The sequence below is a fragment of the Streptomyces sp. NPDC005574 genome (assembly GCF_040605435.1).
Classification (GTDB): Bacteria; Actinomycetota; Actinomycetes; order Streptomycetales; family Streptomycetaceae; genus Streptomyces.
In genome coordinates this window covers 24,920-39,853 of record NZ_JBEXCW010000055.1, presented here as the reverse complement: position 1 = coordinate 39,853, position 14,934 = coordinate 24,920, and the positions used below count along the sequence as shown (strand labels likewise).

Below are 14,934 nucleotides of genomic sequence, written 5' to 3'. Positions count from 1 at the left end.
ACCATTTCGGCCACTTCGGTTGCGGTCAAGCGGCCGGACGGCCCCCGGTGCGCGCGGAGCGGCCCACGGCACGGCCGAAAACGGGCCACGGCCCACCCCCCGGCAGGGGGATGGACCGTGGCGACCCTCTCCCGGAGGGTCAGACCCGGGCCGGCACGGGAACGCGGGGAAGCGCCCGCCCGGGACGTGCCGCCGTCAGGAGCAGCCCGCCGGCGTCGGCTGCGACGCGTCGCGGATGAGCGCCTCGTGGGCCGCCTTCAGCCGTGCCACGTCGGGCTTCACCACCCTGCGGTCGTAGGTGACCAGTCCGTTCAGCTCGCCCTCCACGTCGGAGATCTGGGTGTAGACGGCGCCGTTGCCGCCCGCGCAGGCGAGCCGGTGCACCTCGGCCAGCCGGGCCAGGTAGTCGTCGGTGTACGTCGCCGGGTCGACGTCCACGTAGGACTGCTGCACCGACCAGGCGTGACCGGGCACCGCGAGGCCGAGACCGCCGTACTCGCCGCTGACCAGGGCCCGTTTCCCGTCGGGGGCGGGCGGCAGCGCCGGGCTCGGGTAGCCGTGCTCGTCCATGATGTCGCCGGTGCCGCCGTCGACGCCCAGGTTGAGGCCCGACATGCTGTTGACCAGCCGTGTCGGGTCCCAGGACTTGGCCTGGTCGGCGATGCGGGCCTCGTCGTACTGGCCCCAGCCCTCGTTGAAGGTCACCCACATGACGATCGACGGGCTGCTGTAGTGCTCGTCGATCATTTGCTTCATCTCGCGCTCGTACTCGGCGCGGGACGCGGCGTCCGGATCGACCCCGGCGGTCATCGCGGGCATGTCCTGCCACACCATCAGGCCCAGCCGGTCCGCCCAGTAGAACCAGCGGTCGGGCTCCACCTTGATGTGCTTGCGCACCGCGTTGTAGCCCAGCCGCTTGTGCAGCCTCAGGTCGTACGCGAGGGCCTCGTCGGTCGGCGCGGTGTGCAGGCCGTCCGGCCAGAACCCCTGGTCGAGGGTGGCCATCATGAAGACCGGCTTGCCGTTGAGGACGGTGCGCGGGACGCCGTCGACCTTCTCCACGGCGACGGACCGCATCCCGAAGTAGCTGCCGACGCGGTCGGCGCCGACCTTGACCCGCAGGTCGTACAGGAACGGGTCGTCGGGCGACCACAGGCGCGGGTGGGCGATCCTCAGCACCAGCGGCTTCCCGGTGCGTCCCGTGACCGTGCCCACCACGCGCTTCCCGGCGTACGCGGTGGCGGTGACCGCCACTCCGTCCCGCACGCCCTGAGGTTCGACGACGAGCCGGCCGCCTGCGACGTCGGGCGTCAGCTTCAGCGAGTCGACGTGGTCGGCGGCGACCGGTTCCATCCAGACGGTCTGCCAGATGCCGGAGGACGGCGTGTACCAGATGCCGCTGGGGTCCAGGCGCTGCTTGCCCAGCGGCGGGTTCTCGCCGTCCTGCGCGTCCGTCGGGTCGTAGACGCCGACGATCAGTTCCTGGGTGCGGCCGGGCTTCAGCGCGTCGGTGACGTCGGCACCGAACTTGTCGTAGCCGCCCTTGTGCCGGGCCACCCTGGTGCCGTTGACGTACACCTCGGACTGCCAGTCGACGGCGCCGAAGTTGAGCCGCAGCCGTTTGCCGGAGCCGATCCTCCAGTCCTTAGGAACGGTGAAGGTCCGGCGGTACCACATGCGGTCCTCGTGCCGTTCGATGCCGGAGAGCTGGGACTCCACGGGGTAGGGCACGAGGATCCTCTCGCGGAGGTTCCTGCCGACCGGGGGCTGCTCCCCGGCCTCGGCGGCCGCGAACTGCCACTGCCCGTTGAGGTTGCGCCAGTCGGCGCGGGTCAGCTGGGGGCGCGGGTACTCGGGGTGGGCGTTGCCCGGGGTGACGTCGTCCGCCCACTTCGTGCGGAGTTGGTGGGTGGAGTGGTTGGGGCCGCTGCTCCAGAAGGGGTTGACAACGTTGCCATCGCTTCCGGAGAGACCGCCCCGTCCGTCGTAGCGCAGGTCGGCGGTGCCGCGGGCCGTGCCGGTCTTGTTGCCGACGACCGGTTCCGCCAGGCCGATGAGCAGGGTCCTCGGGTCGGCGGGGTCCAGCCGGGCGTCGCTCAGCGGCCACTTGGCGCCGCCGATCACGGCCTCCGTGTGGTCGGTGAAGCCGTCCGGGGGCGCGGTCAGTGCCTGGGCGAAGTCCAGGCGCAGGGTGCGTCCGTCGGCCAGGACCGTCGTCGCGACGGCTCCGTCGTAGTCGTACCCGTCGGGCAGCCGCAACGCCGACTGGGGGACGGCCGTCTTGTCTCCGCCGGGCGGGGTCCAGCGCAGGTGCAGGTTGGAGCCGCCGAAGTGCTCGAAGTACTCGACCTTGATGTCGTAGGCCCGTCCGGCGGTCAGGTCGACGGGCTGCGAGGTCTGTTCCCGGTCCCAGTCGTCGACCCAGTGGTCGATGGTGAGCCGGCCGTCGATCCACAGCCGGAAGCCGTTGTCGCCGGTGATCGAGAAGGTGTGGGCGCCGGTCCGCTCCGGCACGATCCGGCCGGTCCAGCGGACGCTGACGTCGTCGGACTGTCCGGTGGCGAAGTTCAGGCGCGGCTCCAGGTTGTCGAAGTCGAGACGGGGGTCGAAGCCGGTCGCCTTCAACTCGTGGAAGTCGAAGGCCCCGGGGGCTGACTGGGTGTAGTACTCGGCTTTCAGGCCGTGGACCTCGACGGGGTCGTCTGCCGCGGTCGCGGCCGGTACGGCGGTGACACCCGCCATGCCGAGCATCGCCGCGAGCAGGAGAGCCAGTCGAATTCTGAGGTGCCTGATGCGCACGAATCCTCCTTGCTGAGGAAGGGTGGCGGCTCGTTGCTTCAGTCTGTACAACGTTGGAAAGGACGGCGGTTGGCATCACAACACGGCTCCTGCCCTCTGTCCAGGGTCATGACAAACGCGCCGGTGGTGGCGGTGCGCGGGGATGAGGAGGAGACGCCGTGCGGGTCGGTCTGAAGGACGTCGCGGAGCGCGCCGGTGTCTCGATCAAGACGGTGTCGAACGTCGTCAACGACCGTCCGCACGTCACCCCGGCCCTCCGGGCACGGGTCCGGGTCGCGATCGAAGAGCTGGGCTACCGCCCCAATCTGGCGGCGCGTCACCTCCGCAAGGGCCGCACCGGCATCATCGCCCTGGCCGTCCCGGAACTCGGCAACCCCTACTTCGCGGAGCTGGCCGGAGCCGTCGTCGACGCCGCGGCCGCGCACGATCTCACCGTGCTCCTCGACCACACCCGGGGCGACCGCGAACAGGAGATCCTGGTCAGCCAGGGGTTCCGGGCCGACCTGATCGACGGACTGATCCTCAGCCCGCTGGAGCTGGAGACCGAGGACCTGCGCGCCCGCACCGACGACGTCCCGCTCGTCCTGCTCGGCGAGCGGGTCTTCGACCTGCCCTACGACCACATCGCGATCGACAACGTGGCGGCGGCGCGCACGGCGGTACGCCACCTCCTGGACCGGGGCCGGTCGCGGATCGCCTGCCTCGGGGCCCGCACGGATTCGGCCAACCGCCCCGCCCAACTGCGACTGGTCGGCTGGCGCGAGGAGTTGACGGCCGCCGGGGTTCCCGCGCCCGACGACCTGGTGGTGCCGGTCGGCGGCTGGGACCGGGACGAGGGAGCGCGGGCGATGGCCCGGCTGCTGGACTCGGGGGCATGCCCGGACGCGGTGTTCGCCTACAACGACCTCGTCGCCATCGGCGCGATGCGGGTGCTGCACGAGCGCGGTCTGCGGGTGCCGGACGACGTGGCGGTGGTCGGGTTCGACGATCTTCAGGAGGGCCGGTTCGGGGCGGTCACCCTGACCACCGTCTCGCCGGACAAGCAGGCCATCGCCCGCCTGGCGGTGGCCTCCCTGCTGCGCAGTCTCACGGGCGGGGCGGAGTCCGGCGGGCAGCAACTGACGCCCGGATTCCGGCTGGTGGAGCGCGAGAGCACGCTGGGCCGGGGCGACGGCGTCCGTCCCGGCTGAGCTTCGCCCACCCTGTGCCGTTGCAGGGGACGCTGTGCCGCGCCTGCGGGACAGTGGTGCCGCCCACCCGCCCGGCGACGGGGCCGCGCGGACGAGTGTGCGCGAGGTCCGCGTCGAGGACCCCGGGGCCGCCCGGCGGCCCCACGACACGATCGCCTCCGGACGGTCGGTCCAGCGCGGCGTCTTCCGCTTCAGTCGCCTTGAGTCGCTTTCAGTCGCTCTTGCGGGCCACGCCGCCGTAGAAGCCGATCTCGCCGGAGCGGGCCGGCGGCGGGGTGTCCGGGCGCCAGAACGGGACCTGGGCCAGGCCGGGTTCGATCAGGTCGAAGCCGTCGAAGAACCGCTCGATCTCCGCGTGGGGGCGCAGGTTGAGGGTGGCGGTGGCCTGCTGGTAGACGGCCTGCGCGGCGCTGCGGTCGGCGAAGTCGCCGGTGGCGTGGGAGAGCACGAGGAAGCTGCCGGCGGGGAGCGCGTCCCGGAGGGTGGCGATGATCTGCCCGGGCTTGTCCGCCTCGGTGAGGAAGTGGATGACGGCCACCAGGAGCAGGGCGACCGGCTCGTCGAAGTCGATCACGCGGCGGACGTCGGGGTGGTCCAGGACGGACCGCGGGTCGCGCAGGTCGGCGAGGACGGTGCTGGTGGCGCCGGAGCCGCTGAGCAGCGCGTTGGCGTGCGTGTTGACGATCGGGTCGTTGTCGACGTAGGCGATGCGTACGTCGGGTGCGATCTCCCGGGCGGTCTCGTGCACGTTAGGAGAGGTGGGGAGCCCGGTGCCGATGTCGAGGATCTGCCGGACCCCGCTTGCGACGACGTGGCGGACGGCGCGCTGGAGGAAGGCGCGGTTGGCGCGCACGCCGATCCGCACCTCGGGTGCGGCGGCGGCCAGTTGGTCGGCGGCCCGCTGGTCGACCTCGTAGTTGTCCTTGCCGCCGAGCAGGTAGTCGTAGATGCGCGCGGGGTGCGGCCTGCTGGTGTCGATCTCCTCGGCACGGAAGCCGTTCTCTCTCACGCTGCGCTCCTCTCGACAAAACCGCTCCGGCTCCCCGCCGTGCACGGCTGCGGACAGTTTCCCATATCAACCCCGTTGCTCTGGAACGTAGTTCATGGTGCGCGGATGCCTGTGGCGCGGGAGCTCCGGTGGGGCGAGGGGCGGTCTGCCGCGGCTTCGGTGGGCGATGTCGACCGGCACCCGGCCGCGGGTGCCGGCGTCGACGTGGTCGTGTGCCCGGGCGATCCAGCGGGAAGCGTGCGCCGAGGTCCGCGGTGAGCGCGCCGACGGCCGCCGCGGCGGTGAGATCCCGTGCGGCCTGCCTCTTCGCCGCGGCGGGGAGCCGTCGCTGCCGAGCAGGCGGACCGTGACGTTGCTGAACAGCATGGGCCAGAGGGGGAGTTCGGCGCGGGTGCCGTGGGCGGCCGCGACGGCGTCGGGCGCGGTGACCGCGTTGTCGAGGTCGGCGTTGTCGGACCGGGACACCTCGACGACACGGTGCACACGGCCGGGCGAGGACGGCCGGCCGTCCCGCGCGGCGCGCGTGACGTGCCCGTCCGCAGGTGGGCGCGCGGAGCCGTGCCGGGAGAGCGGGGCATGATCCGGGCGTTGCGGGAAACCCGGAGCGGGTCAGCGGGCCACCGACCGCCCGAACCGGAGCCGCCGGTTCGAGGTCGTCTTTCACCAGGGAATCGGTGCTCATGGACCACTCGAAGGCGCCCGTGCTGGAAGCGCTGGCCGCTTACCACGCAGAGGGACAGACACCGTTCACCCCGCCCGGACACAAGCAGGGACGCGGTGCGGACCCCCGCGTCCGCGCGGTCCTCGGCGACAGCGTGTTCCGCTCGGACGTGCTGGCCACCAGCGGCCTGGACGACCGGACCTCCTCGCACGGCGTCGTCCAGCAGGCCCAGGAACTGATGGCGGACGCCGTCGGCGCCGACCACGCCTTCTTCTCCACCTGCGGCAGCTCCCTGTCGGTGAAGGCCGCCATGCTGTCCGTGGCGGGCCCGCACGAGAAGCTGATCGTCGGCCGGGACGCCCACAAGGCCCTGGTCTCCGGCCTGGTCCTCGCCGGCATCCGGCCCGTCTGGGTGGACCCCCAGTGGGACGCCGAACGGCATCTGGCGCATCCGCCGTCGGTCGAGGCGTTCCGCGCGGCCCTCGCCGAGCACCCGGACGCCCGCGGTGTCCTGGTGACCACGCCCACGCCCTACGGAACCTGCTCGGACCTGGCCGGTATCGCCCGCATGTGTCACGAGCGCGGCGTCCCCCTGGTCGTCGACGAGGCGTGGGGCGCGCACCTGCCCTTCCACCCGGATCTGCCGGCCTGGGCGATGGACGCGGGCGCCGACGTCTGCGTCACCTCCGTGCACAAGATGGGGTCCGGACTGGAGCAGAGCTCCGTCTTCCACCTCCAGGGCGACCTGGTCCGTTCGGAGGTCCTGCAGAGCCGCGAGGACCTCCTCGGCACGACCAGCCCCTCCGTCCTGCTGTACGCGGCACTCGACGGGTGGCGCCGCCAGATGGTGCAGCACGGCCGGGGGCTGTACGACGAGACACTGGGCCTGGCCCGCCGGACCCGTGAGCGGATCGCGGCGATCGACGGACTGCACGTGCACGACCGGGAGGACTTCTGCGGCCCCGACGCCGCCTTCGACCTCGACCCGCTGCAGATCATCATCGACATCACCGCTCTCGGCACCACCGGATACCAGCTCGCCGACTGGCTGCGCGCGCACCACGCGATCAACCTGCACCTGGCGGACCACCGCCGTATCAGCGCCCAGCTCACCCACGCCGACGACGAGCGGAGCGTCGGCCTCCTGCTGCGGGCGTTGTACGACATGGTCGGGCACGCACCCCGGCTGCGGCCCGCTCCCCGCGTGGAGGTGCCCGATCCGGCGGAACTGTGCCTGGAGCAGGTCCTGCTGCCGCGCGACGCGTACTTCGGGCGCGTGGAACAGGTGCCCTGGGACAAGGCCGTCGGCCGGATCACCGCCGAGATGCTGACCCCGTACCCGCCGGGCATCCCGGCCGCGCTGCCCGGCCAACGGCTCAACGCCGCCGTCGTGCGCTACCTGCGCACCGGGGTGGAGGCGGGCATGGTCGTCCCGGACGCGGCGGACCCGGAGGTCGACTCCATCCGGGTGGCCATCGAGGACTGACCCCGACTGCCGCGCCACGGCTACCGGGTCCGCTCCCCGACGCCGCGCGCAGCACGCGTTCAGGCGACGCGGCCCGCTTCGGCCTTCCCGCTCTCCCGCAGCCGTGACCACGCCTCCTCACGCACCTCGGACGTGAGGAGGACGTCTGCCGCCGTGCAGGCCAGGGCCTGGGCCGAGGCGAGCATCACCCGGCGGGCGCGTTCCCCGGCCGCCGCCCGCGCGAACTCGGGCGTGTGGTCCGAGCCTTCGGACCCCATGATCGCGACGAACGGGTGCAGGGCGGGCACCCGGGTGCTGACGTTGCCGATGTCGGACGAGCCGAGCCACACCCCGGCGGCCGGTTCGGTCAGCTCGATGCCGGCCCGGCCGATGTGCCGGGTGAACCGTCCGGACAGGACGTCGTTGCGCCGGAAGTGCTCGTAGATCTCGCCCACTTGGGCCACCTCGGCCCGGCTGCCGGTGGCCAGCGCGATCCCCTCGGCGCACGAACGCAGCTCGGCGATCAGCTCGTGCAGCGCGCCGGTGGTGGCGCCGCGCAGCCCGAACAGGCCCTCGGCGTGGTCGGGCACGATGTTGGTGGCCTCGCCGCCGTGCGACACGATGCCCTGGACGTGGGAGCCGGACGGCAGGCGCCGGCCCAGGACGGCGAGGGTGTTGAAGAACTGGATGAGCGCGGCGAGGGCGTCGACGCCCTCGGTGGGGTTGCCCGTGGGGTGGGCGGCGCGTCCGTGGAAGGCGACCCGCAGCTGCGCCGACGCCGTCAGCGGCGCCCACGACCAGTCGTGGACACCGGGGTGGAACATCAGCGCGGCGTCCACGCCGTCGAAGACCCCGGCCGCCACCTCGTCCACCTTGCCGCCACCGCCCTCCTCCGCCGGGGTGCCCACCGCCAGCAGGGTTCCCGGCAGGTCGTCGAAGGTGTCGCGCAGTGCGAGGGCGGCGCCCAGACCGGCCGCGGCGATGAGGTTGTGGCCGCAGGCGTGCCCGAGGCCGGGGAGGGCGTCGTACTCCAGGAGAAGCGCGACGCTCGGCCCGCCACCGTGGCCCGCTCGGGCGACGAACGCGGTCGGCAGTCCCGCCACACCGTGCTCCACCTGGAATCCGGCGCCCTCCAGTTCCCCGCTCAGCAGGGCCGCCGCCCGGTGTTCGGTGTAGGAGATCTCCGGGTCACGGTGCAGGGCAGTGCTCACGTCCCACAGCCGGTCGGCCCGGACGGCGACGCTGCTCGCGACAGCGGCGTACACGGATTCCGGAGATTCCAGAGATTCCGAAGTGCCTGACACCACGATGCCTCCCGATGGCTCACCCGCCTGGCTGCCGGTCCGTCCGACCGGGTTCCACGCATGGCAGGCTCGATGCCACGGGAAGAACGAACGGAGTACCGGACGTGGCACTCATCCTGGTGACCGGCGCCTCCGCCGGACTCGGTCTGCTGACCGCGACCACTCTCGCGGACGAGGGGCACGAGGTCGTGCTCCACGTCCGCAACCCCGGGCGGGCCCCCGACCGGGCCGTCCTCGACCGTATGCGCGCGGTCGTGCACGGCGATCTGTCCGACCGCGAGGAGACCCTCCGGGTCGCCCGACAGGCGGACAGGACCGGGTCGTTCGACGCGGTCATCCACAACGCGGGGGTTCTGCGGGGCAGCGGTCCGGAGGTGTTCGCGGTGAACATCCTCGCGCCGTTCATCCTCACCGCGGCGATGGCACCGCCCGGCCGGTCGATCTTCCTCACCAGTTCCCTGCACCTGTCCGGCTCCACCGACCTCGGCGCGCTCGACTCCACCGGCCGCGGCGACGCGTACGCGGACAGCAAGCTCCACGTGACAGCGCTGGCCATGGCCCTGGCCGTACGGCGTCCTGACGTCCTGGCGCACGCCGTCGATCCCGGCTGGGTGCCGACCCGGATGGGCGGACCCGGCGCGAGCGACGATCTCGACGAGGGGCACCGCACCCAGGAGTGGCTCGCCACCGCCGACGCGTCCGGAATCGACCCGCGCTCGGGCGGTTACTGGTACCACCGGACGGCCCGCCGCCCGCACCCGGCCGCCCTCGACCCCCGCTTCCAGGAGGAACTCCTGCACGCCCTCACGGCGCGGACCGGACTCACCCTCGAACCCTGAGGACACGCGTACGGGAGGCGGCGGGCGCACGGAACGCGGCGCGCCCGCGGGCGCGGAACCGCGCAGGTCGCGGCGAGAACGTGTGCCGACCGCGCCCGTGACGGGAACCGGCGCCCGTGGATACTCCGCTCCCATGGGCGACAACAGGCCGCTGGCCCTCGTCACCGGGGCCTCCAGCGGAATCGGGTTCGAACTGGCCGGACAGTTCGCGGAACACGGATACGACCTGCTGATCAACGCGGAGGACGAGCGTCTCGACGCGGCGGCCGAACTGCTGCGCGCGGCGGGGGCCGACGTCCGTGCCGTACGCGCGGATCTGCGGGATCCCACCGGCGTCGACCGGCTGTACGAGGCGACGAGAGGCGTCACCGTCGACGTGGCCGCCCTCAGCGCGGGCGTCGGACAGGGCGGTGCCTTCGTGGACAGCGACCTCGCCGACGACCAGGCGGTGATCGATCTCAACGTCACCTCGACGGTCCGGCTCGCGAAACCGCTCCTGCGGGGCATGGTGGCGCGCGGCGACGGGCGGCTGCTGTTCACCTCCTCCATCGCCTCGACGGCGCCCGGCTCCTTCCAGCCGGTCTACAACGCCTCGAAGTCGTTCGTGCAGTCCTTCGCGCAGGCGTTGCAGGAGGAGGTCAGGGACACCGACGTCACCGTGACCTCGTTCATGCCGGGTCCGACGGACACCGGCTTCTTCCGCAGGGCCGACATGCAGGACACCAAGATCGGCGCGGGGGACAAGGACGACCCCGCGCAGGTCGCCGAGCAGGCGTTCGAAGCGGTGATGAAGGGCCGCAGGAAGCTCGTCACGGGCTCGCTGAGGACGAAGGCGCAGGGCGTCGCCAACAGGGTGCTGCCGGACAGCGTCAAGGCGTCCGCGCACCGCAGGATGGCGGAGCCGGGCACCGCGGACGACGGCGGCGGCACGGCGTAGCGCGACACGGCGTGGCAAAGCGCGCCGGGGGCCGGTCCCGTACTCGCGGGGACCGGCCCTCGGGCGCGCTGGGCTCGCGGACTGCCGGCAGGGGTGCCGGTCAGTGGGCGGCGAGGAGTTCGAGCGTGTCGATCACGCGGTTCGAGAAGCCCCACTCGTTGTCGTACCAGGCGACCACCTTGACGTGGCGGCCGTCGACGCGGGTGAGCGCCGAGTCGAAGATCGAGGACGCCGGGTTGCCGGTGATGTCGGACGACACGAGTTCGTCCTCGGAGTACTCCAGGACGCCGGCGAGCGGCCCCTCGGCGGCCGTGCGGTAGGCGGCCAGGACCTCGTCGCGGGTCACGTCGCGGGCGACGGTGGTGTTGAGTTCGACGATCGACCCCACCGGGACCGGCACGCGGATCGAGTCGCCCGACAGCTTGCCGTCGAGGCTCGGCAGCACCAGGCCGATCGCCTTGGCGGCGCCCGTCGTGGTCGGCACGATGTTGACGGCGGCGGCGCGGGCGCGCCGGGCGTCGCGGTGCGGGCCGTCCTGCAGGTTCTGCTCCTGCGTGTAGGCGTGCACCGTCGTCATGAAGCCGTGTTCGATGCCCGCGAGTTCGTGGAGCACCGCCGCGAGGGGCGCCAGCGCGTTGGTCGTGCACGAGGCGTTCGAGACGACCGTGTGCAGGGCCGGGTCGTAGGCGTCGGTGTTGACCCCGAACGCGAGGGTGACATCGGCGCCGTCGGAGGGTGCGCTGACCAGGACCTTCCGCGCGCCCGCGTCGAGGTGGGCGCGGGCGTCCTTGGCCGACGTGAAGCGGCCGGTCGCCTCCAGCACGATGTCGACGCCGAGTTCGCCCCACGGCAGCCGCGCCGGTTCGCGCTCGGCGAGCACGGCGATACGGCGGCCGTCCACGACGAGGGCGTCCTCCTCGGCGGTCACGGGGCGGCCGAGCCGGCCGGCCGTCGAGTCGTAGGCGAGCAGTCGGGCCAACGTGGCGGGCTTCGTGAGGTCGTTGACGGCGACGACCTCCAGGTCGCTGTCGCGTTCGAGCAGCGCGCGCAGCACGTTGCGTCCGATGCGGCCGAATCCGTTGATGGCGATGCGAGTCATGTGACGTGTCCCTTCGGTTCGCCTCCAGGCTCGCGCGCCGCGTCCGCGCGGGACAGCGGCCGGATCGCCATGGTTCGCAAGGATCGCGCCAGGACGCCGGCGGGCTACTCGCCCTTGGTGAAGGTGCGCCGGTACTCGCTCGGCGTGGTGCCCAGGATGCGCTGGAAGTGCAGCCGCAGGTTGGCACCGGTGCCCAGGCCGACGTCCGCGGCGATCTGCTCGACGCCGCGCTCCGACCGCTCCAGCAGTTCACGGGCCAGGTCGACGCGGGCACGCATCACCCACTGCATCGGCGTGTAGCCGGTGTCCTCGACGAAGCGCCGGGAGAACGTGCGCGGCGCCACCGCCGCGTGCCGGGCGAGGACCTCCAGGGTGAGCGGCTCGGCGAGCCGGTGCAGCGCCCACTCGCGGGTGACGGCGAACCGCTCACCGAGCGGCTCCGGCACACTGCGCGGCACGTACTGCGCCTGACCGCCGCTGCGGTACGGCGCGGCGACCAGCCGCCGGGCGGCGTGGTTCGACGCGGCCACCCCGAGCTCGCCGCGCAGGACGTGCAGGCACAGGTCGATGCCCGAGGCGGCGCCCGCCGACGTCAGGACGCTGCCCTCGTCGACGAACAGCACGTTCTCGTCGACCCGGACCAGCGGATGCTTCGCCGCGAGAGCCCGCGTGTAGTGCCAGTGCGTCGTGGCCCGCCGGCCGTCGAGCAGTCCGGTGGCGGCCAGCGCGAAGGCGCCCGTCGAGATGGCGGCGAGGCGCGCGCCCCGGTCGTGGGCGGTGACCAGGGCGTCGACGACGGCCCGCGGCGGGTCGTCGCGGTCGGGGAACCGGTAGCCGGGGATGAACACGATGTCGGCCCAGGCCAGCGCGTCGAGACCGTCGGCGACGTGGTACGACAGGCCGTCGCCGCCGGTCACCAGACCCGGTTCGGCGCCGCACACCCGTACCTCGTACGGCATGCTCGCCCGGGTCGTGAACACCTGCGCGGGGATGCCCACGTCGAGCGGCTTCGCGCCTTCGAGCACGAGGACGGCGACACGGTGCAGGGGGGAGGCTGACACGGGGACCAGGGTATGCGGGGCGCGACGCGGCGGCGGGGGCGACCTCCCGCCACCTCGCACTTCGTGGCGCGAGGTGACCGTGGCGGCCACCTCGCCAAAGCGGCGGTGCGGCCGCCGGTCGGAGGGGCGCGGCGGTCAGGCGTTCGTGGGCACCGGCCGCCGCAGCAGGTAGACGCCCGCCGCCGAGACCAGGACGGCCATGCAGGCGATGAACACCAGGCCGGCGCCCTCCAGGCCGATCGGGTCCACCAGAAGGCCCACCCCGATCACCGGCACGGAGATGCCCGTGTAGGCCACCACGAACAGGGCCGAGATGACCGCGGCGCGCCGGTCCGGGGGAGACGCCCCGGCCACCGCCGACAACGCCCCGCGGAAGGCCAGCCCCTGCCCGCCGCCGCCGACGACCGCGGCGAGCACCACCAGCACCAGCAGGTCCCAGCGCAGCGCGCCGGCGAGCAGGGCCAGCCCGGCGAGGAGCGCCGCGCAGCCCAGGGGCAGCGAGCGGCCCACCCCGACCCGGCCGACGGCCAGTTGGCCCGCGGTCGAGGCGAAGAAGGCGAGCGCGACGACCAGTCCGCTCACGGCGTGGTCGGTCACGTCCAGGGACTGTGCGAGGAAGGCGGGGCTGACCGAGGTGAACACCCCGAACAGGGCGAACCCCACGAAGGAGGCGATCGCCGCCGGCCCGAACACCGGCCGTACCCGCGAGGGGAGTTGAGGCCGCTGCGGCCGCACGGCGCGCAGTGGCCGCCGCTCGTCCACGGTCTCCGGCAGTCGCAGCAGGACGGCGGCCGAGCAGGCCACCAGGGCGAGGTGCACGGCGAACGGCAGGTACAGCGGCCAGGGGGCGTACTGCGCGAGAACTCCGGCGAGCAGCGGTCCGCAGCCCAGCCCGCCCATGTTGGCGGCCGTCGCCACGAACGTGGCCCGGGCGGCGCCGCCGGAGGGTGCCAGGTCCATCACGTACGCGGTCGCGGCCCCGGTGAACAGACCGGCGGACAGCCCCGACAGCAGCCGCCCCGCGTAGAGCCAGCCGAGCCCGGTGGCGCACAGGAAGCAGACGGCGCTGGCCGCCGCGAACCCCAGGCCCCACAGCAGCACCGGACGCCTTCCCACGGTGTCGGAGGCGTTGCCCGCCAGCAGCAGGACGCCGATGACCCCGAACGCGTACACGGCGTAGACGACGGTGACCATCAGCTCGGAGAAGCCGAACTTCTCCTGGTATAGGCCGTAGAGGGGGGTCGGCAGGGTGGTGCCGGCCATGCACACGGCGAACACCGCCCCGCTGAGCAAACACTGCTGCCATCCTCGGCGATCACCGTCCACGTCCATGCCGCAGACGGTATCCCCGCACCCCGCCCACCCCGCCCACCCCGCCCACGCCACCCGGCGAGCCGCCGCGGCAAGGGGGGCGGACCGGGTCCGGTCGTGGGCTCGGCGTCCCCGGCGAACGGGGTGCTCCGAGTGCCGGATGCCCGCGGGGAAGCGCCCGCCGTCGCACCCCCGTTGTCGGGGAGTTGGCGCGGCTGAACCACTCCTGGCGTGCGGGACCTCGGGTGCAGCGATCTTCGGGCCGCCGAAATCCTGGGCGAGCCGAAATGCTCAGGGGTGCGCTAGACGTCGCTGGCGCGGGTCCAGTGGGAGCGGGTGGCGCCGAAGCCGGTCTCGTGCGTCCAGATGTGGGTGCAGGACGGGCACTGCAGGTGGAGCAGGCTGCCGGTGTGGGACAGCAGGTAGCGCCAGTGCTCGGGGCAGGTGCGCCGCTCGGTGCAGACCGTGCAGCCGCGCGCGTCGTCGCAGCCGGGGCACGCCACCCAGGCGCGGCGCCCGATCTCCGCCTGCGGGTCAAGTGGCAGCACGGCCGCTCCCGCCGCCGGGCAGCACGCCGGCCGCCACCAGGTCGTCGTAGACGCGCTGCTGCTGCTCGTCCAGGCCCGAGTACAGCAGGCCGTACGCGGCGCTCTCGTCGCGCAGGGCGTCGAGCGGGTCCCAGTCGGGGCCGAGGGCGTCCAGGACGTGGGCGCGGCGCAGCAGCTCGTGTGCGGTGAGGTCGACGGCGAAGTCGGCCGGCCCGGCGGGGTCCGGCGGGCTCGCCGCCGGTCGGTTCGCGGCCGGTTCGTCCCGTTCGCCGGGGGTGGGGTCTTCAGGGCGCATGTGGCCGAACTTAGGTATCCCTTCCTGACCGGGGCAAGGGAACGTTAGGCACGTCACAGCAGGTCGGCGGGGCCTCGGCCCCTCCGCTCGGGCTCGTGCGCGGCGGCCGGAACCGGTGGGACCTCAGCCCGCTCCGGGGAACGGCCGTACAGCCGGGGCAGGTTGACCACGACGGCCTCGCCGGCGGGGTCGGGATCCTCCTCGCGGTGCGGCACGTACGGCGGTACGAAGACGGACTCGCCCTGGGAGGCGCACCGAGGGGCCCGCGAGCGCGCCGACCGCCACGGGGTGAGCGGGAGCGGCGGGAGGGTGGCGTGGGGTCCGGCACGCGCGCGTGGCGGGGCCCGGCTCGCACGCGTGGCGGGGGAGCCGAGGGCGACTCGCCGCCGTAGGGCTCCCGTGTCCAGGTGACGGCG

The 14,934-nt window shown here is 73.1% G+C and carries 14 protein-coding genes; 4 read left to right on the top strand and 10 right to left on the bottom strand.

Annotation, left to right across the window (positions count from 1 at the left end):
- Positions 1-195 precede the first annotated feature (195 nt).
- Positions 196-2,799 carry a PA14 domain-containing protein gene (locus tag ABZT03_RS28630; RefSeq protein WP_356044436.1) on the bottom strand — a complete coding sequence of 868 codons (2,604 nt, stop codon included), beginning with the start codon at positions 2,797-2,799 and terminating at the stop codon, positions 196-198.
- 158 nt (positions 2,800-2,957) lie between these two features.
- On the opposite strand from ABZT03_RS28630, the gene ABZT03_RS28625 reads away from it, so the two are divergent.
- The gene (locus tag ABZT03_RS28625) at positions 2,958-3,989 is read left to right on the top strand and encodes a LacI family DNA-binding transcriptional regulator (RefSeq protein WP_356044434.1); all 1,032 of its coding nucleotides are present in this window, start codon (positions 2,958-2,960) and stop codon (positions 3,987-3,989) included.
- 211 nt (positions 3,990-4,200) lie between these two features.
- On the opposite strand, the gene ABZT03_RS28620 is transcribed toward ABZT03_RS28625, so the two are convergent.
- Positions 4,201-4,998, bottom strand: a complete 798-nt coding sequence (locus ABZT03_RS28620; RefSeq protein ID WP_356044432.1) for an SAM-dependent methyltransferase — start codon at positions 4,996-4,998, stop codon at positions 4,201-4,203.
- Positions 4,999-5,064: 66 nt separating this feature from the next.
- Positions 5,065-5,463, bottom strand: a complete 399-nt coding sequence (locus ABZT03_RS28615; RefSeq protein ID WP_356044429.1) for a hypothetical protein — start codon at positions 5,461-5,463, stop codon at positions 5,065-5,067.
- 215 nt (positions 5,464-5,678) lie between these two features.
- Between ABZT03_RS28615 and ABZT03_RS28610 the strand changes: the two genes are divergently transcribed.
- Positions 5,679-7,145: an ornithine decarboxylase gene (locus tag ABZT03_RS28610; RefSeq protein ID WP_356044426.1), complete on the top strand. Its 1,467-nt coding sequence runs from the start codon at positions 5,679-5,681 to the stop codon at positions 7,143-7,145.
- A gap of 59 nt (positions 7,146-7,204) precedes the next feature.
- Here the strand turns inward: ABZT03_RS28610 and ABZT03_RS28605 are convergent, their stop codons facing one another.
- Positions 7,205-8,389 carry an amidohydrolase gene (locus tag ABZT03_RS28605; RefSeq protein WP_356044423.1) on the bottom strand — a complete coding sequence of 395 codons (1,185 nt, stop codon included), beginning with the start codon at positions 8,387-8,389 and terminating at the stop codon, positions 7,205-7,207.
- A 143-nt stretch (positions 8,390-8,532) separates the two neighbouring features.
- Between ABZT03_RS28605 and ABZT03_RS28600 the strand changes: the two genes are divergently transcribed.
- A complete protein-coding gene (locus tag ABZT03_RS28600) occupies positions 8,533-9,267 on the top strand; it encodes an SDR family NAD(P)-dependent oxidoreductase (RefSeq protein ID WP_356044420.1) in 735 nt (244 codons plus the stop codon).
- A 133-nt stretch (positions 9,268-9,400) separates the two neighbouring features.
- Positions 9,401-10,204, top strand: coding sequence for an SDR family NAD(P)-dependent oxidoreductase (locus tag ABZT03_RS28595; protein WP_356044417.1), 804 nt, complete (start codon positions 9,401-9,403; stop codon positions 10,202-10,204).
- Positions 10,205-10,304: 100 nt separating this feature from the next.
- Here ABZT03_RS28595 and gap read toward each other — a convergent pair whose 3' ends face one another.
- The 6 genes from gap to ABZT03_RS28565 all read right to left on the bottom strand — a co-directional run bounded on the left by gap (position 10,305) and on the right by ABZT03_RS28565 (position 14,733).
- Positions 10,305-11,303, bottom strand: coding sequence for a type I glyceraldehyde-3-phosphate dehydrogenase (gap, locus tag ABZT03_RS28590; RefSeq protein WP_356044414.1), 999 nt, complete (start codon positions 11,301-11,303; stop codon positions 10,305-10,307).
- A 104-nt stretch (positions 11,304-11,407) separates the two neighbouring features.
- The gene (locus ABZT03_RS28585) at positions 11,408-12,364 is read right to left on the bottom strand and encodes a helix-turn-helix domain-containing protein (protein ID WP_356044411.1); all 957 of its coding nucleotides are present in this window, start codon (positions 12,362-12,364) and stop codon (positions 11,408-11,410) included.
- Between the two features lie 135 nt (positions 12,365-12,499).
- A complete protein-coding gene (locus ABZT03_RS28580) occupies positions 12,500-13,690 on the bottom strand; it encodes an MFS transporter (RefSeq protein ID WP_356044489.1) in 1,191 nt (396 codons plus the stop codon).
- Positions 13,691-13,977: 287 nt separating this feature from the next.
- Positions 13,978-14,223 (bottom strand): hypothetical protein, encoded by a 246-nt coding sequence (locus ABZT03_RS28575; RefSeq protein WP_356044407.1) that lies wholly within the window; start codon positions 14,221-14,223, stop codon positions 13,978-13,980.
- Positions 14,210-14,518, bottom strand: coding sequence for a DUF6400 family protein (locus ABZT03_RS28570; RefSeq protein WP_356044404.1), 309 nt, complete (start codon positions 14,516-14,518; stop codon positions 14,210-14,212). Before ABZT03_RS28570 ends, ABZT03_RS28575 begins: the two co-directional genes overlap by 14 nt.
- Before the next feature lie 53 nt (positions 14,519-14,571).
- A complete protein-coding gene (locus tag ABZT03_RS28565; protein ID WP_356044401.1) occupies positions 14,572-14,733 on the bottom strand; it encodes a hypothetical protein in 162 nt (53 codons plus the stop codon).
- Positions 14,734-14,934 lie beyond the last annotated feature (201 nt).